We start from the raw sequence: 21007 nt of genomic DNA on the forward strand, positions 1-21007 counted from the left end.
TCGATAAAAAATGACTAAAACCTCAAATATTAATCACAAAAACTATCAAATAATCATATGGATTTGTATAGGATATATATTATTGGCTAGAGGTATAAAGTTGAGTTTTGTGCAATATCAACTGCAAAAAGTGAATTTTTTAGATCAGTTTCTTCTAGTAATTAATAAGACAATTGTAAAAGAATATATATTTTTTGCTGAGATAATATTACTACCGTTACTTTTTGTATCACTTACAGAAGAAGACTTAATACATAAAAAGACTTATATTAAAAGATCAAAAGCAAGAAGTAAAGTGAACGCTATTTTCTATATGGCAGCAATACCTTTGATTTTTCTTGTTATTTTTAGTCTCTCATTTTATGATAATGCAAATTTCTTCTATGCTGAAGCTACTTTTTTATTGTTAATTTACATATTTTATCCAGACTTTATCTTTTCTATTCCTATTGTATTTCCAAATAGTGAGTCTTTTATAAATCGAATTGTACTTGCTCGAAATGTTGTAAATAACAATGCAGATTATGGATATGATAGTTTAAGTACTCGAGAAAAAATATTAAATGCAAATATTGTTGGTCATAAAAATGATACGATATACTTTAAAAATCGATTACACAATGGTACTACAGTATATAATGGTAATCCAAGAAGAAGTAATTTAATAGTGGGTTCAGCTGGTTCTGGTAAGTCAGATTCAATTTTAAACCCATGGATTAAGCAAACTTTAGATATGGAAATACCAATGTTTTTGTATGACTTTAAATTTCCTGTACAAACAAAAGTTGCTTTATACTATTATTTAGATCACAAAAAGAGGAATGCAAATTACCCACTACAATTTCATATGAATACATTTAATGGAGATTTTTTGCACAATGTTTGGCGACTTTCTCCTATAAATAAAAATACAATTGAAACTGTATTTCATAGTGATGTGTATATAAATACCTTGTTTTCATGTATGAATAAACGATGGATTAAATCATCAGACTTTTGGGCAGAAAGCACAATTGCATATGGCTCAGCAGTTACTCTTGCATTTAAAAAGTATATGGGTGATAAGTTTACTCTTCCTCACATTATTCATTTTCTGAGCATGGATTATGTAAAACAAGTACAGGTGTTGATTAATCTAGATGATGATCAGATAAATGCGAAGATTGAAAATATAAGAAAACCAGTAATTGAAGAAAAAGGTGGAGATCAACTTTCTGGAATATTTTCCACCATGCAGAATTTTATGTCTAAAATGCATAATCCAAATATATTTTTTGCAATTAGTAAAGAAGAAACCAGTCTTGATTTAAATAATTCAAATGCACCTGTTTTTTTAGCAGTTGGAAATGATAACTTTTATCGTAAAGTTTTTTCACCTCTTATTTCATTGTACACTTCTATTGTATTTAGTGTCTGCAATAAACAAAACAAGTTACCATTGCATTTTATGGCTGATGAAGCCCCCACATTATATTTAGCTGGAGTAGAGGATTTTATTAATACAGGTAGAAGTAATGGTATGATAACAACTTTAGGTATGCAAAGTATGGCACAAACCGTTTTTGAGTATGGCAATGAATTAGCTAGAGTTATTGAAGGCAGTTTGTCAAATGTATATTTTGGTCAATTAAACGATTATCATACTCAACAATACTTTTGTAAAACTATGGGTACATATAAACGGAAAAATACTAGTCAAACTTACCAGACTGAGAGTTATAATATTTCTTTAGGCGAAAACCATCAAGTTGAAAACTTTTTGAGATATGAGGAAATCGGAGGTTTAGATAAAGGTTATTTTGCTGGTAAGGTATCTGAAGGTAACTATTGCAAATTTATGGGTAAAGTAGATATAGCAGCATACTTACCACATTTTAAAAATGCAGAATCTCTTATTTTACCATTATCCCCAACTGTAGCAATGCTTGAAGAAGATGGTAATCTTTCTGAAGATGATATTTATCGTTATTACAAAGGTGATAATAAAGCCAATCAAAATATAAATAATGAAACTCTTAAGTATGCAGATAAAGTATACAAGGATATAATGAAAGAAACTAAATTGTTTATGGAGGCTTTGATTTAATAAGTTTTTTTAAAAGTAAATATATATATCCCAGCGCACAGATTATTCGAAAAAATGTAACAAAGTTCGACCAATATCAGGACAATTAGCAAAAGACTACCCCATAAAGATTTAATTAGTTTCCTTTTGCATGAAGTCCAGCAATTAGTCGGGGATGTGAGCAAATTTTTTGTTCACACTAATCCCCATTGTTATGTTTGTTTTACACACTTATCACCCAAATTCTACTCTTGAAGCCGATTTTTACATCCAGTCAAAAGGCTCCAATGCAGGCAAACCTATGAAAACCCCATCTGCAAATTGTTTTGGTGTACTCGTAGATCAATCAGTCTTATTACCAACATATTTCTATTATTTGGTGGAAGCAGTTTATAGTACTGGCATTTTTAAAAAGTATCTAAAAGGTAGTGTAATAGAATTTCTTACCATAGAAGATTTTAGCCGCGCTCTTAATGATTATTTTAGCAGAAGTACCTAATTTTAAACGAGAGTTTTAACTCTCGTTTTTTTAAATAGATAGCTATGGGAAACTTGTCATTAGAAAGCCAAGAAAAAGAATTACTAGAAAAATTAACAGCATTAACCCAAAAGTATGGGTTAAATGCAACAAAGTCGCAGCAAGAGGAAGTGATATCAATTGGCAAAGAGCTGGAAAAAGTAAGGAAAAAACTAGGGAAGTAAATTTTGTTATTATTAGGATCTAACTTTCGTTTAGATCGACAGGTGAATAAAGATGTAACCTGTTAGGTTCAGCAGTGGCAATCTCATGAATTGTAGAAGAGACAGGATGATAGAAAACCTCAACAAAAATTCCATTCATATGGTAAAGATCTACTTTTTGATTGTAATAATTGATAGAATTAATAAAAGCCCCATTTTTCACTAGGGTAAAAACTTTTTCTTCATAAGGTAGATCATCAAAGTTATCCATAAACTAAAGATAGTTGAAAAGGTAAATAATTGTCAAATAAAATAAATGATAGGTTCAGAATAAAATTTGGATGGTTTGAAAGTTACAGGAATCGGCGGTTTTGACCATAGAAAATAGGCTGTAGAGGAGGCTAAAATTTTTTTAAAAGGATGGTTAGGGCAGAATAGTATTTTAGAAAAGTAGGGAAGGGGATAGAGAAAGTTTTTACATAACATAAATAGGGATTATGTGCATGTTTTATCGTAGAAATCTACAAGGGTATAGTAGTAGGGTACAGTTGTAATTCACGTAGTTGCACAAGTTACTATGATTATAATATTCATGTAGGTTCTTCTTTTGGTTGTAATACTAGATGGTATTTCGATTGTTAAACAAGTGGCATTTTTGTAATTTGATACGTCAAGTTACAAAAACGATATATCTTAATACTATGAAAATGAATAAAATATATCATGTTTTAATACTGTTGCTCTTTTGTTCCCAAACATCTGCTGCCCAAGATATAATTACGATAAAAGGAACGGTTCAAGATAATGGGGAGCCCTTGGCAAACGTAGCATGTTTTCTAAAAAACAATAACTATATCGGTGATCTTACTGACAAAGAAGGTCATTTTTCTCTCATACTCCCGAAAGTACTTCTCTATGATTCCTTGGTCATATCCTGTATGGGGTTTGATAAACAGGTGTTGCCACTTACCTCAATAGCGATACAGGATGGACCGATAAATATCTCACTGATTCCGACAACTACGCTGCTACCAGAAGTAGTAATACGATCAGACGAGGACATGCTAAAAGAGCTCATGCTAAGTGCCTTCTCCAAAATACCTAAAAACTACCCTAAAAAGGCACACCAACTAGAAGGATTTTATCGGAAAGTCTCGACAAGAGACCACCAGTTTACTCATTTGCAAGAGGCAAGTATTACTATTCAGGACAAGGGATACCGTACCGACCCCTCTGGCGCAAAAATAAGGATCAACGAGTTCCGCCAGTCTCAAGAATGGGACGAGCGCGACAGCCTTTTGGATATATACATCGATAAGTCTGCTGAGGCATTAGTGGAAAAGTTCAATGTACCCATACACCCCATGAAAAAAATATATGAACAGTTTTACCTCCGGATATTCAAGCAGCCATCAACCCACTTTAACTGGGCATCTTTAAAGAAATATATAGACCAATATCAATGTGAGTTGGTCGACCTCATTGTAACGGATGGGGATACTGTCTACCAAATCGCATTCCGGTCAGTACAATCCCCATTGCCCTTAAACAACACTACATATGTGAAAATAAACGCAAAAGACCTTGCTATAGTCGAGTACCAATTTAGTCATTGGGATGGGGAATGGTCCCAATTGGTGAAGTTTAAAAAATTCGACGGACGCTATTACCCCCAAATGATACAGACTACCCAGCCGCGCATAATTGACAGGGATATACACTTGGAACGCATGGATATTGAGACCATTTGGTTTGATCCTCCAAATACAAAAACCTTTCAAAAAATCAAATCAACTGAGGCTATTGACAGGACTAAAACCCCAGTTCAATGGGAAAAACCGTATGCCTCTGATTTTTGGAACAAGTACAAAATGCATCAAGAGCATCCTTTGGAGCAAGGTGTAAAAAAAAGCTTGGAGATACATCACTCTCTCGATGACCAATTCAAATCACCCAAAAGCCCCCCTGCCAAGTATGAAAACTAGTGATATAACAAAACTGCTTCTTATTTTGCTCATGCCAATAATGGTAATGGGCTGCAAAGACGGTCAGACAAGGGACGAGGGCAAGATCGTTCTGACATTTGAAAACCCTTCCAAAAAAAAGATCCTCCTAACATATATCGATGACTGGTCTATACCATATAAAATGACCGTTCAAGACAAAACAAAACAAATAAAGATAGCGACCTTGAGGCCTTACCTAGATATAAGCTTACAAGACAAGTCAGGCCTCATTTCCTATTTTCTATTTAAAAATGGGGACAGCATATATATTGATCTTAGTTCAAAAGATCCCCTAGCCAAAATTCTAAATAGGCAAGTACCTGTTTATGAAACCAATTTTGAAAAATGGAAACAAAATGAATTGTTTGGGGAAAAAGAACCAGCTAAAGAAAGGTTCTTCGATTATTGGTCACTAGTAAATGGAGGTTTTGGTTTGATAACTGGAGATGAAATGGCCAAGGAGTTGCAACCAGTTAAGTCCGAGGCTTTAAACGAGCTTGTTCTAGAAAATAACTTTATCGATTCCCTAGTTACAAAAGAGAGATTGGACAGCTATACCGCATCATATTTCAATGCGAAAAACAAGATGCTAGACATGCTGCTAAACTTACATGGAATCAATTCTATTGATTGTACTAAGAAAGCGATGGTAATCCAAGCTTTTAAAGAAGCACATATTGGCTTGCCCACCCAAATGGGCAATACAGTTGCTTATACCTTTTGGGACGATTTCCTAAAGACATTTTATGATAATTGTTTGAATAAAAGTGCCGTAGGTAGAAAGAGTCTAAGGGAGTTTATTGCCTCAACAAATGAGTTTCCACTGACTATGCGTGACCTACTTGTTTTCAAGCACACAGAGCAGATATTACAAACTTTATCAGTAGCAAAAGGTATTGAAACCTTGCAAGAACTTAACAATAACTCTATGCAAAAGGCATGGGTAGAACACTTTTCGAAGAAATATAACCTCGATCAAGGCTTCGATACCGAATGGTTAGTATATAGCAATAATGGTGAATCCATTACTTTCAACGAACTGCTCTACAAGCATCATGGTAAATTGCTTTATATAGATATTTGGGCATCATGGTGCCAACCTTGTTTGATTCAAATGCCATATTTTGAAAAGCTTAAGAGAGAATATAGTGTGAAAGGTGTTGACTTTATTTACATTTCGATTGACGAAGACCCAAAAAACTGGAAATGGGCAGAAGAAAAATATTTGTCTTTTGATAAGGGCAACAGTTACAGGGTAGATAGTTCAGGTTATGAGTTATTAAAAACGGAGTTTAACTTGAATACTGTTCCAAGAGATCTTCTATTTGGTAGAAATGGAGACCTATTGCATATGGATGCACCTCAACCAAGTTCCCTTGAGATACAACATACATTGAATGAAATTGATAGTGATTATTAAAATTGATGTGACAAAGACTGACTTACGGCAATATAAGGGTGAACTATCCATAATTAGGGATTATATGCATGTTCTGTATGCTCTTTTGTAGAAATCCGTAAGGATATAGTAGTAGGATACACTTGCCGTCACTCCGTGGTGGCCATTTTCAACGTTGCTGTCAACTTGATAAGGCATAATAATGATATGGATAGCATCACCGTCTTTAGGGAAGAAATGAACGATGATAGAAGATTGACACCGAAATGCCTTAAATGATTTTTATGAAAAAGCCTTGATTAAAGATATTTAGTTATTAAACGATCTAATTCTTCATAAGAAAAAGGCTTTGTTATGTAGTCATCCATGCCAGCTTCAATGCATTTATTGCTGTCCTCTTGAAAAGCATGAGCAGTCATTCCAATAATTGGACATTTATCTACCTCTTTTTTCTTCTGCATTTCTCTAATAGTACGAGTTGCTTCATAACCATCCATTACTGGCATTTGTACATCCATGAGCACAAGATCGAACTGATCTTCTTTTAGTTTATCTATAGCTTCTAAGCCATTTTTTACTACAAAGGTTTCGTACCCAATGTGTTGCAAAAAGTATATTACTACTATGATATTGCCTTCGTAATCTTCTGCTAACAGAATTTTCTTTTTGTCTTTAGTGACGTTTACAGGAGTTTTAGGCGCTAGTTTTTTCGAAGTTTTACTCGGTTTGCTAGCCACTTGTTTGCGTTGCATTTCAAGGGGAAGTTCAACTTGGAACTGTGAGCCCATTCCCTCAAGGCTAGTTACATAAATCTTTCCGTCCATCATCTCAACAAAAGACTTGGTAATAGAAAGTCCTAAACCAGTGCCGCCAAAGTTCCGTGAAATGGTTTGATCGGCTTGAGTAAACTTATCAAATATCCTATTTATTTGCTTTTTACTCATGCCTATACCTGTATCAGAAACATAGATGTTGATATGACATATATTAAGATTTTCAGGATACTTAACTTTTAACAGCACATTTACGAATCCTTCAGAAGTGAATTTTATCGCATTGCTGAGCAGGTTAAATAGTATTTGTCTAATTCTATTCGGGTCGCCAATAAAATAAAGCTCACTCTTATCTGGATAATGAAAATTGAGTCCTATTTGCTTTTTATTTGCTTTTACAGACATTACAGACCTTGCACTTTCTAATATCTCGGCAAAATTGAAAGGAATATTTTCCAGTTCAATCTTGTTAGATTCAATTTTGGCAATGTCTAGTAAGTCGTTTATAAGTGTAAGCAGTGACTCTGAACTTATATTAAGTGTTTTTACAAACTCCTTTAATTCTGATGGAAGATTTGGCGATTTTTCGAGAATACTGGCAACACCAATAATAGCATTCATTGGAGTTCTCAGTTCGTGACTCATGTTAGATAAGAAATCACTCTTTGCTTGATTGGCCAACTCTGCTACATTTCTTTCATACTCTAGTATAAGCCTTACAATGGCTAAAGCTGTTTCTACATCAAAATTAGACCAAGGAGCCGATTTACTTTTAATAGTTTCTTTCCAAAGTTTAAATGAGCTTCTTGGAGAAAGCCTAAATCCTGCTTTGGTTTCTTCTACATTCTTTTCGGGTTTACCAGCCCAATTAACTTCTGAATTTAAAGGTTTTCTAAACCAAATGATGGTATCGTTATTAGAATGATTTATGGGTACTACCATTAAACCACCTTCTAATTCTTTTAAGATCTCATGGTCTTTGAATGTTTTATCTACTTCGTTTGTCTGAAATATGGCTAAAGGACTGTTCGATTTAAAATACTCGAAAAGCTTCTCCAATTTTTCGGGGCTTAGTGTAGTATTGAACTGTTGGATTTTTCCCTTAATCACAATGGCCATGGCATCAGCTTTCATAATGCTCATAAGCTCATTAGCTATTTGATCATCTTTTAAGTTTTTATCCAAAATCTTTTTAGAAATTTTACTTAATAGCAAAGCTCTATTTGTGTTTTCTATTTTATAGGATACATCATAAAAAGAGGAGAGTAGTGTGGAAAAAATATGCCCCATGAGTTCTGTAACCATTCTTGTTCTGTAGGCTATATGTTTCTCGGTTAAATGATGACAGGCAATTAAGCCCCATAATTTACCATCTTGAATAATTGAAACAGACATAGAAGCACCAACTCCCATGTTTTCGAGGTATTGAATATGTACAGGAGAAACACTTCTTAAAACCGAATAGGTCATATCTAAAGGCAACAGGTGTTCTATATCTTTACTGCCTATTATTTTAGAAGGTTTATACCTGATGTCGCTAATTATTCTTAAAAAGTTTTTTGAGTATAACTCGCGAGCTTGAGCAGGTATATCACTTGCAGGAAAATTCAATCCTTTGTAGCTCGGTACATTCTCTTTTTTATCCTCAGCTATTACTTTACCATTCCATTCACTATCAAACTGGTAAAGCTTAACTCTATCAAAATCAGTTAATCTGCGAATGTGTGCCACTACCGTATCGAACAATTCTTCTCTAGAAGTTGCTTTTCTAAGTGCTGTAGCAAAATTTCTTAAGTCATCATAAAAGAAATCGTACTTCAGATTAATATCTGTTTCAGGAACTGGCTCAATTTCAAATACTATAAAATCATTTGAGATATATGCATTCGCATCATACTCAACCTCATTAATTTCAATTCTTATAGCCTGTATAGGATTGAGCGGCTTGTTTATTACTACTCGCTTAAGAAGAAGCGTATTTTTCTGGCCAAGAATTGTTTCAATAGATTGCTCTAGTGCATCTTCGGGAGTTACATCAAAAAAATAAGAAAGATTATCGCTCACACACTTGATCTTATAATTAGAAGTGTCTAATGCAAACAACACCCCATGTGGCTGGATTGAACCAGGAGTAATAATCGGTTCAGTAGCACAGGTTTCTAAAGCCTTAGCCAAGAACTCTTCTGAAAATTGTTGATGTTTAAATATTTTCCCTCCCTTAAATTTCATTGAACATTCACATTAAACCAGATTTAAAAGCATAAAACTACAAATGTAGTACACTCATTTAAAATGATAAAATAAATTTATAGAATTACTAAAGGAGAAGTTAATTTGAAAGCTCATGAATCAAATTAATTACACTTCAATGGAGTGGCTTAAATAATATTGAAAATAGAAGCCTAATGTGGGCATTTTAATACCCTATTATTGTGGATTTCCTTCTCAGTTTTGATCAAAATGAAAGCAAATTTGTTTTTGTAATCAAAATTTTTGTATTAATTATCTACATTTCACTTCGAATTAAAGTTGCTCAAATTAGCTATTTGCAACGAAAACTTTAAGGCTATTTATTAAGATATTCAAAAGTTTATTGAAATTACTGTTTGTCAAGCACGATTTATTGTGAAATTAAGATACTAATAAATCTTATGCTAAAAAGAAATTGGAATACCATTTATCTAAAAGATAGATAGGCTTAAGCCACACAAAGTTATTGGTATATTTTTCTATTAGAGATTTAATATTCATTAATTAAATCTCCAATATGAAAAATAATAAGCAAGAAGATCTGAACAAAAATCTTTCGAATCCAGAAGGAAAAAAAATGACTACCAATCAAGGCGTAAAAGTTAACGATACGAACAATTCGCTTAAAGCTGGAGAAAGAGGAGCCACTTTACTAGAAGATTTTATACTTCGAGAAAAAATTACTCATTTTGATCATGAGCGTATACCAGAAAGGATTGTTCATGCGCGAGGTAGTGGTGCTCATGGATATTTTGAATTATATGAAAGTCAAGAAAAATATACAAAAGCAGCTATTTTTACAGATACATCTCGAAAAACACCATTATTTGCTCGATTTTCAACAGTAGCTGGATCTAAGGGTTCTGCAGATATGGCTAGAGATGTAAGAGGCTTTGCTGTGAAATTTTATACTCAAGAAGGGATCTTTGATCTTGTCGGGAACAATATGCCAATTTTTTTTATTCAAGATGCTATGAAATTTCCTGATTTAATACATTCAGTAAAGCCAGAGCCTGATAGAGAAATTCCACAAGCCCAATCTGCACATGATACATTTTACGATTTTGTTTCTCTCACTCCAGAAACATTACACAATCATATTTGGGTAATGAGTGATCGTGCTATACCAAGAAGCTTAAGAATGATGGAAGGTTTTGGAATACATACTTTCAGATTGGTAAATAAAAAAGGGGAGTCACATTTTGTAAAATTCCATTGGAAACCTGTTTTAGGTGTGAAATCTGTTACTTGGGATGAAGCGGTTAAACTTCATGGAGCTGATAGTGATTTTCATCGAAGAGATTTATGGGAAGCTATTGAATCAGGTCAGTATCCGGAATGGGAACTTGGTATTCAGGTGGTGCCAGAAGAAGATGAACACAAATTTGATTTTGACTTGCTTGATCCTACCAAACTAATACCAGAAGAAATGGTTCCTGTTCAAATAATAGGTAAAATGACATTAAATAGAAACCCTGATAACTTTTTTGCAGAGACAGAACAAGTAGCATTTCATCCAGGTCATATTGTGCCTGGTGTAGATTTTACAAATGATCCTCTACTTCAAGGGCGATTATTTTCATATACTGATACACAGTTATCTCGTCTTGGAAGTCCAAATTTTCATGAAATTCCAATAAACCGCCCAATCAATGAGGTATCCAATAACCAACGAGATGCTCATATGCGGATGACTATTAATAAAGGAAAAACTGCCTATTTCCCTAATTCAATTGGAGGAGGATGCCCATATTTAGCCAAAATCTCAGAAGGAGGATTTACAAGTTATGAAGAAAGACAAGATGGGAGGAAAGTGAGAGCCAGAAGTGAGAGTTTCAATGATCATTTTTCTCAACCAGGCATATTTTATCGAAGCCTTGAAGAGTGGGAAAAAAATCATGTGATAGAAGCCTATTCATTTGAACTTGGAAAATGCACATATGACCATATTAAACAGCGCATGTTATGGCTGATAAATAATATTGACGAAGAGTTAGCAAAGAAAGTGGCTGAGAATCTAGGAATGAAAATTCCAAAGACTGTGGAAAAACCTATTAACCAAGCAATTGGAGCCGACGCTGATAGCAAAAACTATGAACCTATCAAGCGAAAGGATTATCTTAAAAAATCAAAAGCACTTAGCCAAACACATATCAAAACTAATAGTATTACAACAAGACAAATTGCTTTTCTGGTAGGAGATGGATTTGATTCCACACAATATATCAAGATGAAAAAAGCATTAGAAAAAGAAAATGCTGTAGTTAAATTAGTAGCAACACATGGGGGAGAAGTAACATGTAGTAAAGGGGAAAAACATAAAGTGGATGCGGCTCTTTTAACAGTAGAAAGTGTGCTATTTGATGCATTATATATTCCAGGTGGAAAAGAGAGTATTGATGCTCTGAATGAGGTTGCAAAAGCTAAAAAGTTCATCAATGAGACATTGAAGCATTGTAAAGCGATTGCAGTAGATGGAGCAGGTAAAGAGTTATTTGAAGAGACTTTTGGTAAAGAATTGAAAGATGATGAAGCTATTTGTATAGATAAAAGTCCAAAAGAGTTTATAAAAGCTATTGGTATGCATCGTAATTGGAAAAGAGAGCCATTTGCTAAAACTATTCCCGCTTAAGTTTACCCTGAGATTAGATTAACTGATAAGCCACTGATAATAAGGTGGCTTTTTTAGTTAGAAAACTCTGCCTTTATTGCGGTTTAACCTGACAAGTTTTCAGTTTTAGAATTAGATGGTTTATAATTTGAAAATATGGTTTTAAAAATTTAAATATGTCAGTAATAATCAATTATTACTAACTAAACTTTGAGTTTAAAATTTGGAAATGATGTATAAGATTGAAACTACTTATTATCCTCCATAGCTTAGATAAAAACTTTAAGACGTATATTAAATAAGCTGATATTTTTAATGTCTAGGTTGACAAAAATTGATTTTTCATTATTATTTAAATTTTGAGTAAAATGGAAGAAACAACTTGGTTAAACTACTATAAGACTGTATTAGAAAAAGTAAGCTTTGATACTTTTTTGTTGAAGAAAGAATATGAAAAAGCTAAGAAAATGTTATTACCCCACCAACATATACATTTAGATAGTTGGATGCAGCAGAAAGGTTATTTAACTAAATTGACATCTAAAATAAGTACAAATCCTCTACATCAAACAGAAGTTTTCCGTATTCAAAATTGATGTTTACTGTACTTTTAAGTTTAAAAATAAGGTCATTTTAATCAAGAAAAATGGCCTTATGATGAAAGTTAATTGAGATCTATTGTATTCAAGCATAGTAGCTTAGAATGGTTTCAGTTTTCATTCACAAATATCCTCATCAAAAGGGACAATTGAAGGATTGACACATACCCTCATTTCTGAATTAGCTCTTAAAAATAAGAGAGAATACAATGGTAATATTTATTACTTAGACTTTATTATCACAATGTTTACTTAAAACATAATAGGGTTACCCATTTAAATCTCAAGGTGTAAACCCCATACGATCTACAGGATTATCTTATCTTAAAATAAGCATAGATAAGATGAAAATAGATAAAGGATTAACAGAAAAAGCATTTAAAAACAGATTTGGGACAAAAAAACAGTGTTTAGCGTACTTACATGATCAGAAATGGAGTGATGGTTACCATTGTCGAAAATGTAGGCATACTACTTTTTGTAAAGGTCAACAAGATTTTAGTAAACGATGCACAGCTTGTGGTTATGATGAATCTGCCACAGCTCATACCTTATTCCATAAGTTAAAATTCGGTATAGACACAGCCTTTGCCATGGTTTATGAGATAGTCACCAATAAAAAGGCGCAAATAGTATTCATTTAGCCCAGCGATTTGGTGTAAGACAAACAACAGCATGGTTATTTAGATGTAAGGTGCAACAGGCTATGAGCAGTAGCAAAAAATTTCCCTTAGTAGATCAGGTGCATGTAGATGAGTTTGAAATAGGTACTCCCCAAGAAGGAGAACAAGGTCGCAGTCATTCAGACAAAAAAGTAAGAATAGTGATTGCCATTGAATATAGAGAAGGCAATGCAGGCAGGGGTTCCCCCGAGGGGTATGCTAAAGCTATAAAAGACTATAGTGCTAAGAGCTTAAATCCTATATTCAAAGATCATATAAGCAAAAAAGCAGCAGTAGTTAAAGATGGTTGGAGTGGGTATAAACCTATCAAAAAGTTATACAAAAACATGCACTCACAGTTATCAAACAAGGGTGAAAACTTCACCATGTTACATCTGCAAATTAGGAATTTGAAAAATTGGTTGAGAGGCACACATTCCTATTGTGATAAAAGGTTGTTGAATGATTACCTAAACGAATATTTCTTTAGATTTAAACGAAGGAATTTTAGAGAAACCATCTTGGATAAATTACTTAAAAGAATGACCAAGGGTAAACCTAAAACTTATAGTCAAATTATTTGTTCTGCGACTTAGATGGGTAACCCTAAAACATAAAAAAGAAATTACTACTGGCCAATAAAAACGCAAAGAAAGAAGTTGACTAACCAAATGATATCAGCAGTAGTAAGCTATTTATTGTAAAATGAATATTATCTATTTATAAGGCAATTTTTATGGATATGAAACTAAAAATAAATAACATTTACTTCAGGGGAAGTTCAAGATCATTTTATCTAATCTGTAGATAACTGCATAGTCTCAAATAACTCAGTTAAATGTATATTCTTTTGTTAAAAAAAGTTATTTTTTTGCGGGAATTTTTCCCCATTTATAAAATTGCGTATCCAACGTTGGTCAAAGTTATCAATTGATAAAAGGCAAAATTAAATTTTATTAGATCATCAATAATCTTTTTTGTTGTACTATGTTAGTAGGTAATTTTAACATATCAAGCACTAGAAAAAACAAAGTTTTATTTTTTTCATTATGTTTATTTCTTAGTAGTCATTTGTTATTTGCATCAAGTATTACGCAAGATGAAAATACAAATTCTTCTTTTACTTCAACACTTATTAATATTGAAGCTCCCGTTAATGAAACATTTCGTTATCAAACAACCCTGCATAATGGTTCAAATACTAGTAAAATTTATGAACTAAAAACTACCATTCCTAATGGCTGGAGAGCGGCATTTAAAGCTCATGGTAGTCGAGTCACATCTATTAAAATAGATGCGGGCAAAAAGGAAAGCATTAGTATAGAAATAAACCCTGCTTATGGAGCATCACCTTCCAAATATAAGATCCCAATCTATGCTACTAGTCAAAATGATACCTTGGTGCTTAATGTTGAGGCTGTTGTTACAGGTTCTTACGATTTGGAACTAACCACACCATCAGGATTACTAAGTGGAAGAATTACTGAAGGAGAAAGAAAAGAGATCAATCTGCAAGTGAAAAATACAGGCACCTTAGCTTTAGAAAATATATCCTTATCTTCTCAAAATCCAACCAAGTGGGAAGCAACATTTTCTCCTTCTGAAATACCACAACTAGCAGCAGGTCAAACAAAGGACGTTATCGTAACTCTAACGGTTCCAGATAAAACATTAGCGGGTGATTATATTAATAGGTTTACTGCAAAAACTGTAGATACAACTAATACACTTACTTATAGAACAACAGTAGAAACATCAGTGTTTGCTGGTTGGATAGGCGTTGTTGTGATTTTGTTGGCAATTGGTATTGTCGCATATCTTATTTATAAGTTTGGAAGAAGATAATCAAGGCTATGGATTCAATTATAGAATTGAAAAATATAAGTAAATCCTATGGTTCTTTTAAAGCAGTTGACAAATTGAACTTAGGGATTAAAAAGGGAGAAATATTTGGTTTACTTGGACCTAATGGAGCAGGTAAGACCACAACGATTCTAATGATATTAGGCTTAACAGAACCAACAAGTGGTTCTATAGATGTTTGTGGATATAATTCAACAAAAGAACCAATTCCTGTAAAAAAGAAAGTAGGTTATTTGCCAGATAGTGTAAATTTTTACGATAATATGACAGCACTAGAAAACCTGATATATATTGGCAAATTAAATAGTATTCCTCAAATAGAATTAAAGGAACTTGCACTCAGGGTTTTGAAAATGGTAGGACTTGAAAAAGCCTTCTATAATAAAAAGACTTCAACCTTTTCACGTGGAATGAAACAACGCCTAGGTTTAGCAGAAGTATTGATGAAACGACCGGAGATCATTATTTTAGATGAGCCCACATTGGGAATTGATCCAAGTGGAGTAAAAGATTTCTTAGCACTTATTTATCAATTAAGTCGAGAACAAGGATTAACTGTATTACTCTCATCTCATCATCTTCATCAGGTACAACAGGTATGTGATCGTGTAGGAATTTTTGTTAAGGGTAATCTTTTAACTGAAGGTAATATTAATTCACTTTCCAATAACCTATACAATACGGAAGCTTATGAAGTACGTATTACCTTACAAGATAAGATAATTGTTCCTTGGCAACATGAAAAGGAATTACAGATGTTTAAGACCGTGCAAAAGATAACGATAGCAGATAATTATGTGGATGTTGCTTGTAGTACTGATATAACACCTGATATTGTCCGTTTTTTTGTAGATCGGGGAAATGATGTAATTGGTGTTCAGAAGAAGGAATATGGTCTAGAGGATATATATCAAAAATATTTTGACAATCATTCAAAAGAGCATTTAGGTATATGAAAAATATAAACACTTTCGCAGAAAAAACTGCTAAAAGGACACCGAAACCCTTTTGGGTGATGGTGGGTAAGGAAATAGCAGATCATATTCGAAGTTGGCGGTTTGTCGTGTTGCTATTAATTATAGTGCTTACATTTTGGGGAGCTACAGCAGTTGCTATGAGTAATATTGGGGAGGTTGTTGCTAAAGTAAAAGATACTGATCATTTGTTTTTATATCTTAAGTTATTGACAAGCACAGAAGATAGTTTACCCCCTTTTCATGTATTTCTTAGCTTTTTAGGTCCTCTATTGGGTATAAGTCTTGGATTTGATGCGATTAACTCAGAGCAACAAAGTGGTACTCTTATTCGAATAATGGCTCAACCAGTATATAGAGACAACTTAATATTATCAAAATTTGTAAGTTCTTTAATTTTAGTTGGAATATTACTGTTAACGCTTACTTTATTGATGATAGGAGCTAGTATTATTCTTACAGGTATTATTATTGAAATTGAAGAAGTCTTAAGGATATTCAGTTATATTTTAGTTTGTGTAGTTTATGTGGGTTTTTGGTTATCACTATCTATTCTTCTTTCTATTTGCTTTAAAAAAGCTGCTACATCAGCCTTAACAGCAATCGGTATTTGGTTATTTTTCACAATATTTTATCAAATTATTATAAATTTAATACTCAAGACAATTACACCTGAAATAAAGCATTTATCTGAAAGGCAGATATTTTATTACAATGAGGTAATGATTGGTTTACTGCGTTTTTCACCCAGTCAACTTTATACAGATGCTACTACAACTTTATTAATGCCTTCTATACGAAGTCTTGGACCCATTTCAATGGAACAAATGGTTGGAGCAATTCCCTCTCCATTACCATTAAGAGAAAGTTTGATCATCGTTTGGCCTCAAATAAGTGGTCTGGTATCAGTCACACTTGCTTTTTTTGCATTATCCTATTATTTATTCATGCGTAGAGAGATAAGAAGTTGATTTGACAAGTGAACAAATTTCATGGCACCTAACTACTAGATTAAAGTAATGACAAAATGTCATCACTAGATGTAGGAAAGATGAAATTAATTTAATTGGAATATGTTTTGAAATTCAGTTTATACTGTATTATAACCTATATTAAAAACTGTCATTTGTAAAAGATTTGTTTGTGGGTTATACATCAAGTTTCTTTTAATTTAAAAAAGTAAAATTATGGACAAGCTAGCATTAGGAATGGCTCTGATAAGTTTGATCTATATAACTTTTTTTATAGCCGTGAATTATTTCAATTGGTTCATCAAGAAATGTCAACAGAGCGTTATCCCAATTTTTTTAAGATTATCTAAAAAGATACACTTGGAAGATATATTACGGAATTTTTTTATTAACGTGCATCGAGCAAATTAAATACCTCTCCTATCTATAAGGAGAGGGTTTATATTATTTAAGGTTATCGAATTCCTTAATGATAGATTATCTAATTCAATTAATGTAAATTATAACATTTTTTCTAAAACGATAATTTGTAATGAGTAAAGAACTACTTAGTGGACTGGTAATTTTGATACTTACAGTATTATTATTGGCCATTTTGCTTAGAGGTTTGAAGCAACCATATTTTGTTGCCTATATTCTGGCTGGAATTCTATTAGGTCCTGAGGGCTTAGGAATAATTCATAAATCAATTATCATCGCGCAATTAGGTGAACTAGGAGTGATTATGCTCATGTTTTTTATTGGGGCAGAAATAAATTTTTCAAATCTTTTCAAGAAAATACAGAAGCCTTTGCTGGGTACACTTTCTCAGCTTTTGTTTAGCTTTATTTGTATTTTGACAATTGGGTATTTTATGGGTTGGTCATGGTCAGTAATTATTTTGCTGAGTTTTGTAATTAGCTTGAGTAGTTCAGCAATTATCTTTCAACATTTATCGAAGAGTGGTGAAATTCACAGTAAACTAGGTGTATTGACTACTGGAGTTTTAATATTACAGGATATTCTCATAGTACCTATGATGTTAATCATTAATTTCATGGCTAAAGGAGAGGTAGAGAGTAAAGAAATAATAAAAACTATTTTGGGAGGAATATTTATTTTATTCTTCTTAAGAGCAGCAATTTCCAAAAAATTATTCAAAATGCCTTTTAAAAATGAATTGTCAAAAGATCATGACCTACAGGTGTTTATCGGACTTTTATTATGTTTTGGCTTGGCATGGGTAACACATTGGATTGGTTTATCACCAGCTTTAGGCGCTTTTATGGCTGGTATTGTTGTAGGGCAAGATACGGCTACACAATGGTTAAGTCAGGCATTAATTCCTTTTCGTGTATTTTTTCTAACACTTTTCTTTTTGTCCGTAGGACTGCAAATAGATCTTGATTTTTTTATGGAGAATGTTATTGTAATATTATTAATTACTTTCTCAGTATTAATAATCAATAGCTTAATCAATACAATGATTTTTAAAGGTATGGGTAGTACTTGGAAAGATAGTGTTTTTGCTGGAGCACTACTTGCTCAGATAGGTGAGTTTAGTTTTGTATTGGTTAATTTAGCTGCTAGTGTTGAGATGATTGGAACATATAGTTATCAAATCACGCTGGCAATGATTGCTATGACTATGATGGTTTCAGCTATTTGGATATCGATTATTGAGAAATCTATTTATAAAATTCCAAAGAAATCATTTTTGTTCCAAAAAAATATAAAGGGAGCAATAAAGAAAAATGAATCTTAAATTGTTTCCCATTAAATGGAGGAAAATACTTTTAGAAAGTAGGTAAGTACCTTTCTGTTTTCTAGCAAAGTATTCATAAATAATTTTGTTAATACTGAATAACTAAATACAATAACTTCATTTTATTCAATATTATAAATTAATAAGTAATTTGATTGTTGTAAAAGATAATTTAACTTGAAACCATAATCATATTTTAGTTTAAAGCCATTCTAGTTTAGAAATGGCTTTTTTTCATAGGTAATTGAACAAAAGTTATAATAATTTATTTAGGATATGAGATATGCTGTTTAAATATTTAGATTAACCAAAAAAACTACACAATACATCACAATCAATGAAAATTATTTATGAAAGCACATTTATGATATTAACTTATAAGTCGTCTTTAAAGTTGATGGAAATAGTATGGCTACCTACAAAAAATTCAATGTTAACAGCACAATTTCAGTCTGAATTTCTGACATTTCTTTTATATCGAGATCAGTACAAATGTGAAAGGTTATTACTAGATGAAAGGCATCTGAATTTTAAAGGCTCACCTAGTATTCAAAAATGGATAAAAGAAATAATTAGCAAGCGAACAAATTACCACACTAAAAAGGTAGCCTTATTAGTAGGAGCAGAATTACCACAAAAAAAAATCTCTAAAGAATCAACATATAGAAATAGTATAGAAAAAACTAACTACAATATATTTTTTAATAAAGAAGATGCAAAAAATTATTTATTAAACGGAGAAGAGAATAATAATTCCACTGACCATATTATATCAAGTATAATGCTTCATTAATTTCTTACAATAAAGGTAAAATAACTATTGCATAGAAATGTATAGTAGTGCATTATTTAAGAAAGTTGATTTCAAGAGAGTCCGTATTTTGATCAATTTAAATCAATCAAAATAAAGTGTATCTGAAGCATTATCATTAAAAGATTGAAACAAAGATAAAATGTTAGTCACTAATTGATCAATATGTACTGAAATGAGTAGTTTACTTTGCTGGGAATGAGAACTTCTACTTTCTTGAAACAGCTGATAAAGCTTCTGATTTAATTCATTAAAAGTTTCTTCGAGCATTACTACTGTTTTTATAAACAGCGGGTTTTGATTGAGTTTGTTTTCATCAATCTGATCATCTTGTATATCTGGATAGATATAACAAAAAAAAGTTTTAAATGAGCTATTGATGTAGAGTTGGAAAAATTTATTTTGTTCTTGGATATCTTTGAATTCATCTGTGATGGCAGTCTGCAGGTTGAGCTGCTGCCTGAATAAGAATTCCAGTTCTATTTGCAGTTGTGATTTATATTTGAGTTTCATGCGAATCTATATTTTACCCTGATTAATTAATATTATTTCTTGCCCAACATTAAGTCTTTATAGGCATGAATTCTCCATTTTGGTTTTCTTTTATAAAAGTATTCAAATAAAACTGTAATTGCATGTGGTTTCGCTGATTGTAGCGCTTCATAGTAAAATTATATAATAACTGATAGCCATTCTGTGTTTTTCCAAATCCATAAAAGTTGTCAAGAAATAAATATCTTCCACTTTCAGCTTAATCTAAAAAGGATTTCATTTCGGAAGATAGGAGTTTTGTGTGTATAGTCAAATGATCCAATGCCTCATGGTATGTACTTTGGTTTTGATATCATTCTTTTATATAGGTAGGTGTAGTAATTGGAGTAAACTTAGTGATATTCATTTCAGTAATTTGGATGTATATGTATTTTTTGCTCCATTTTTATTAAAATTGCGTACTACACTATAAATCAATTGCAAATTTGAAGTTATTGCTAGATGTTACTAGCAAAATTTCTTTTTTATTTAAATACTAAAAATCATTCTCTTATCACTAAGAGTTTATATAAGCTACTGTTACTTACTAGTAGCTTATTTTTTTATTGAAATTTAGAAATACATGAAGCGATGATAGAAATACTCCTTTTTTGAGAAGAAATAAAAAAAAGGTAAATTCTGTTTAAATTTTACGGAGTTTTATTTACTAAATATTTCTATGAGTTATTTAATTGTTGATGATGATGAAATTGATATTATGATTACTGAACGAATGATACAAAATGTAAATCCTAATGTCAAACCTGTAATTGCCAAAAATGGAAAAGAAGCCATTTCTTTTTTAGAAGAGTATCAAATGGAAAAAGTGCATGCACGCCCACTAAAATTTATTTTGATAGATTTGATGATGCCTATGATGAATGGATTTGAGTTTTTAGAAGCATATGAAAAAGCATTTTATCAGTTTTTTCCCTCACTGCCTCTAATAGTTATATCAAGTTCACTTAATGAAAAAGATATGGAAAGAGTAGGAGCCTTTTCCTTTGTAAAAAAACATGCAGTCAAACCATTTAATAAAAGCATGGTTAAAGCATATTTGTAAATAA

General features: G+C 32.2%; 18 protein-coding genes. 15 read left to right on the forward strand and 3 right to left on the reverse strand.

Features of this window, described 5'->3' with window-relative positions; all coding sequences use genetic code 11:
- Positions 1-10: 10 nt before the first annotated feature.
- From OQ292_RS33975 to OQ292_RS33985, 3 genes are all read left to right on the forward strand, one after another.
- Positions 11-2086, forward strand: coding sequence for a type IV secretory system conjugative DNA transfer family protein (locus OQ292_RS33975; protein ID WP_284688735.1), 2076 nt, complete (start codon positions 11-13; stop codon positions 2084-2086).
- A gap of 193 nt (positions 2087-2279) precedes the next feature.
- Entirely contained in the window at positions 2280-2564 is a 285-nt protein-coding gene (locus OQ292_RS33980) for a DUF6943 family protein (RefSeq protein ID WP_284688736.1), read from the forward strand.
- Positions 2565-2608: 44 nt separating this feature from the next.
- Entirely contained in the window at positions 2609-2767 is a 159-nt protein-coding gene (locus OQ292_RS33985) for a hypothetical protein (RefSeq protein ID WP_284688737.1), read from the forward strand.
- A 19-nt stretch (positions 2768-2786) separates the two neighbouring features.
- Here the strand turns inward: OQ292_RS33985 and OQ292_RS33990 are convergent, their stop codons facing one another.
- The gene (locus OQ292_RS33990; RefSeq protein WP_284688738.1) at positions 2787-3017 is read right to left on the reverse strand and encodes a hypothetical protein; all 231 of its coding nucleotides are present in this window, start codon (positions 3015-3017) and stop codon (positions 2787-2789) included.
- 430 nt (positions 3018-3447) lie between these two features.
- Between OQ292_RS33990 and OQ292_RS33995 the strand changes: the two genes are divergently transcribed.
- On the forward strand, positions 3448-4731 hold the full coding sequence (locus tag OQ292_RS33995; RefSeq protein ID WP_284688739.1) for a carboxypeptidase-like regulatory domain-containing protein: 1284 nt from the start codon (positions 3448-3450) through the stop codon (positions 4729-4731).
- Complete coding sequence (locus OQ292_RS34000) at positions 4721-6172, forward strand: TlpA family protein disulfide reductase (RefSeq protein WP_284688740.1); 1452 nt, start codon at positions 4721-4723, stop codon at positions 6170-6172. Before OQ292_RS33995 ends, OQ292_RS34000 begins: the two co-directional genes overlap by 11 nt.
- Before the next feature lie 278 nt (positions 6173-6450).
- On the opposite strand, the gene OQ292_RS34005 is transcribed toward OQ292_RS34000, so the two are convergent.
- Positions 6451-9153 carry an ATP-binding protein gene (locus tag OQ292_RS34005; protein WP_284688741.1) on the reverse strand — a complete coding sequence of 901 codons (2703 nt, stop codon included), beginning with the start codon at positions 9151-9153 and terminating at the stop codon, positions 6451-6453.
- Positions 9154-9691: 538 nt separating this feature from the next.
- Between OQ292_RS34005 and OQ292_RS34010 the strand changes: the two genes are divergently transcribed.
- From OQ292_RS34010 to OQ292_RS34050, 9 genes are all read left to right on the forward strand, one after another.
- Positions 9692-11806 carry a catalase gene (locus OQ292_RS34010; RefSeq protein WP_284688742.1) on the forward strand — a complete coding sequence of 705 codons (2115 nt, stop codon included), beginning with the start codon at positions 9692-9694 and terminating at the stop codon, positions 11804-11806.
- A gap of 347 nt (positions 11807-12153) precedes the next feature.
- Positions 12154-12381 (forward strand): hypothetical protein, encoded by a 228-nt coding sequence (locus OQ292_RS34015; protein WP_284688743.1) that lies wholly within the window; start codon positions 12154-12156, stop codon positions 12379-12381.
- A gap of 347 nt (positions 12382-12728) precedes the next feature.
- Entirely contained in the window at positions 12729-13028 is a 300-nt protein-coding gene (locus OQ292_RS34020; RefSeq protein WP_284688744.1) for a hypothetical protein, read from the forward strand.
- The gene (locus OQ292_RS34025; protein WP_284688771.1) at positions 13019-13642 is read left to right on the forward strand and encodes an IS1595 family transposase; all 624 of its coding nucleotides are present in this window, start codon (positions 13019-13021) and stop codon (positions 13640-13642) included. The genes OQ292_RS34020 and OQ292_RS34025 overlap by 10 nt, the downstream gene beginning before the upstream one ends.
- A gap of 391 nt (positions 13643-14033) precedes the next feature.
- Positions 14034-14891, forward strand: a complete 858-nt coding sequence (locus OQ292_RS34030; RefSeq protein ID WP_284688745.1) for a COG1470 family protein — start codon at positions 14034-14036, stop codon at positions 14889-14891.
- Positions 14892-14899: 8 nt separating this feature from the next.
- Positions 14900-15865, forward strand: coding sequence for an ABC transporter ATP-binding protein (locus OQ292_RS34035; protein WP_284688746.1), 966 nt, complete (start codon positions 14900-14902; stop codon positions 15863-15865).
- Positions 15862-16854, forward strand: coding sequence for an ABC transporter permease (locus OQ292_RS34040; protein WP_284688747.1), 993 nt, complete (start codon positions 15862-15864; stop codon positions 16852-16854). The genes OQ292_RS34035 and OQ292_RS34040 overlap by 4 nt, the downstream gene beginning before the upstream one ends.
- Positions 16855-17386: 532 nt before the next feature.
- Entirely contained in the window at positions 17387-18598 is a 1212-nt protein-coding gene (locus OQ292_RS34045) for a cation:proton antiporter (protein ID WP_284688748.1), read from the forward strand.
- Between the two features lie 397 nt (positions 18599-18995).
- The gene (locus tag OQ292_RS34050) at positions 18996-19391 is read left to right on the forward strand and encodes a hypothetical protein (RefSeq protein WP_284688749.1); all 396 of its coding nucleotides are present in this window, start codon (positions 18996-18998) and stop codon (positions 19389-19391) included.
- Between the two features lie 102 nt (positions 19392-19493).
- Here the strand turns inward: OQ292_RS34050 and OQ292_RS34055 are convergent, their stop codons facing one another.
- Entirely contained in the window at positions 19494-19922 is a 429-nt protein-coding gene (locus OQ292_RS34055) for a hypothetical protein (protein ID WP_284688750.1), read from the reverse strand.
- A 697-nt stretch (positions 19923-20619) separates the two neighbouring features.
- On the opposite strand from OQ292_RS34055, the gene OQ292_RS34060 reads away from it, so the two are divergent.
- Positions 20620-21003: a response regulator gene (locus OQ292_RS34060; protein ID WP_284688751.1), complete on the forward strand. Its 384-nt coding sequence runs from the start codon at positions 20620-20622 to the stop codon at positions 21001-21003.
- The last annotated feature ends 4 nt before the right edge of the window (positions 21004-21007 follow it).

This window comes from Chondrinema litorale (assembly GCF_026250525.1).
Taxonomy (GTDB): Bacteria; Bacteroidota; Bacteroidia; order Cytophagales; family Flammeovirgaceae; genus Chondrinema; species Chondrinema litorale.

Excerpts from the sequence above, each read along its gene's own strand:
- OQ292_RS33975 (WP_284688735.1), top strand. The coding sequence starts at position 11 with ATGACTAAAACCTCAAATATTAATCACAAAAACTATCAAATAATCATA.
- OQ292_RS33980 (WP_284688736.1), top strand. The coding sequence starts at position 2,280 with ATGTTTGTTTTACACACTTATCACCCAAATTCTACTCTTGAAGCCGAT.
- OQ292_RS33985 (WP_284688737.1), top strand. The coding sequence starts at position 2,609 with ATGGGAAACTTGTCATTAGAAAGCCAAGAAAAAGAATTACTAGAAAAA.
- OQ292_RS33990 (WP_284688738.1), bottom strand. The coding sequence starts at position 3,017 with ATGGATAACTTTGATGATCTACCTTATGAAGAAAAAGTTTTTACCCTA.
- OQ292_RS33995 (WP_284688739.1), top strand. The coding sequence starts at position 3,448 with ATGAAAATGAATAAAATATATCATGTTTTAATACTGTTGCTCTTTTGT.
- OQ292_RS34000 (WP_284688740.1), top strand. The coding sequence starts at position 4,721 with ATGAAAACTAGTGATATAACAAAACTGCTTCTTATTTTGCTCATGCCA.
- OQ292_RS34005 (WP_284688741.1), bottom strand. The coding sequence starts at position 9,153 with ATGAAATTTAAGGGAGGGAAAATATTTAAACATCAACAATTTTCAGAA.
- OQ292_RS34010 (WP_284688742.1), top strand. The coding sequence starts at position 9,692 with ATGAAAAATAATAAGCAAGAAGATCTGAACAAAAATCTTTCGAATCCA.
- OQ292_RS34015 (WP_284688743.1), top strand. The coding sequence starts at position 12,154 with ATGGAAGAAACAACTTGGTTAAACTACTATAAGACTGTATTAGAAAAA.
- OQ292_RS34020 (WP_284688744.1), top strand. The coding sequence starts at position 12,729 with ATGAAAATAGATAAAGGATTAACAGAAAAAGCATTTAAAAACAGATTT.
- OQ292_RS34030 (WP_284688745.1), top strand. The coding sequence starts at position 14,034 with ATGTTAGTAGGTAATTTTAACATATCAAGCACTAGAAAAAACAAAGTT.
- OQ292_RS34035 (WP_284688746.1), top strand. The coding sequence starts at position 14,900 with ATGGATTCAATTATAGAATTGAAAAATATAAGTAAATCCTATGGTTCT.
- OQ292_RS34040 (WP_284688747.1), top strand. The coding sequence starts at position 15,862 with ATGAAAAATATAAACACTTTCGCAGAAAAAACTGCTAAAAGGACACCG.
- OQ292_RS34045 (WP_284688748.1), top strand. The coding sequence starts at position 17,387 with ATGAGTAAAGAACTACTTAGTGGACTGGTAATTTTGATACTTACAGTA.
- OQ292_RS34050 (WP_284688749.1), top strand. The coding sequence starts at position 18,996 with ATGGAAATAGTATGGCTACCTACAAAAAATTCAATGTTAACAGCACAA.
- OQ292_RS34055 (WP_284688750.1), bottom strand. The coding sequence starts at position 19,922 with ATGAAACTCAAATATAAATCACAACTGCAAATAGAACTGGAATTCTTA.
- OQ292_RS34060 (WP_284688751.1), top strand. The coding sequence starts at position 20,620 with ATGAGTTATTTAATTGTTGATGATGATGAAATTGATATTATGATTACT.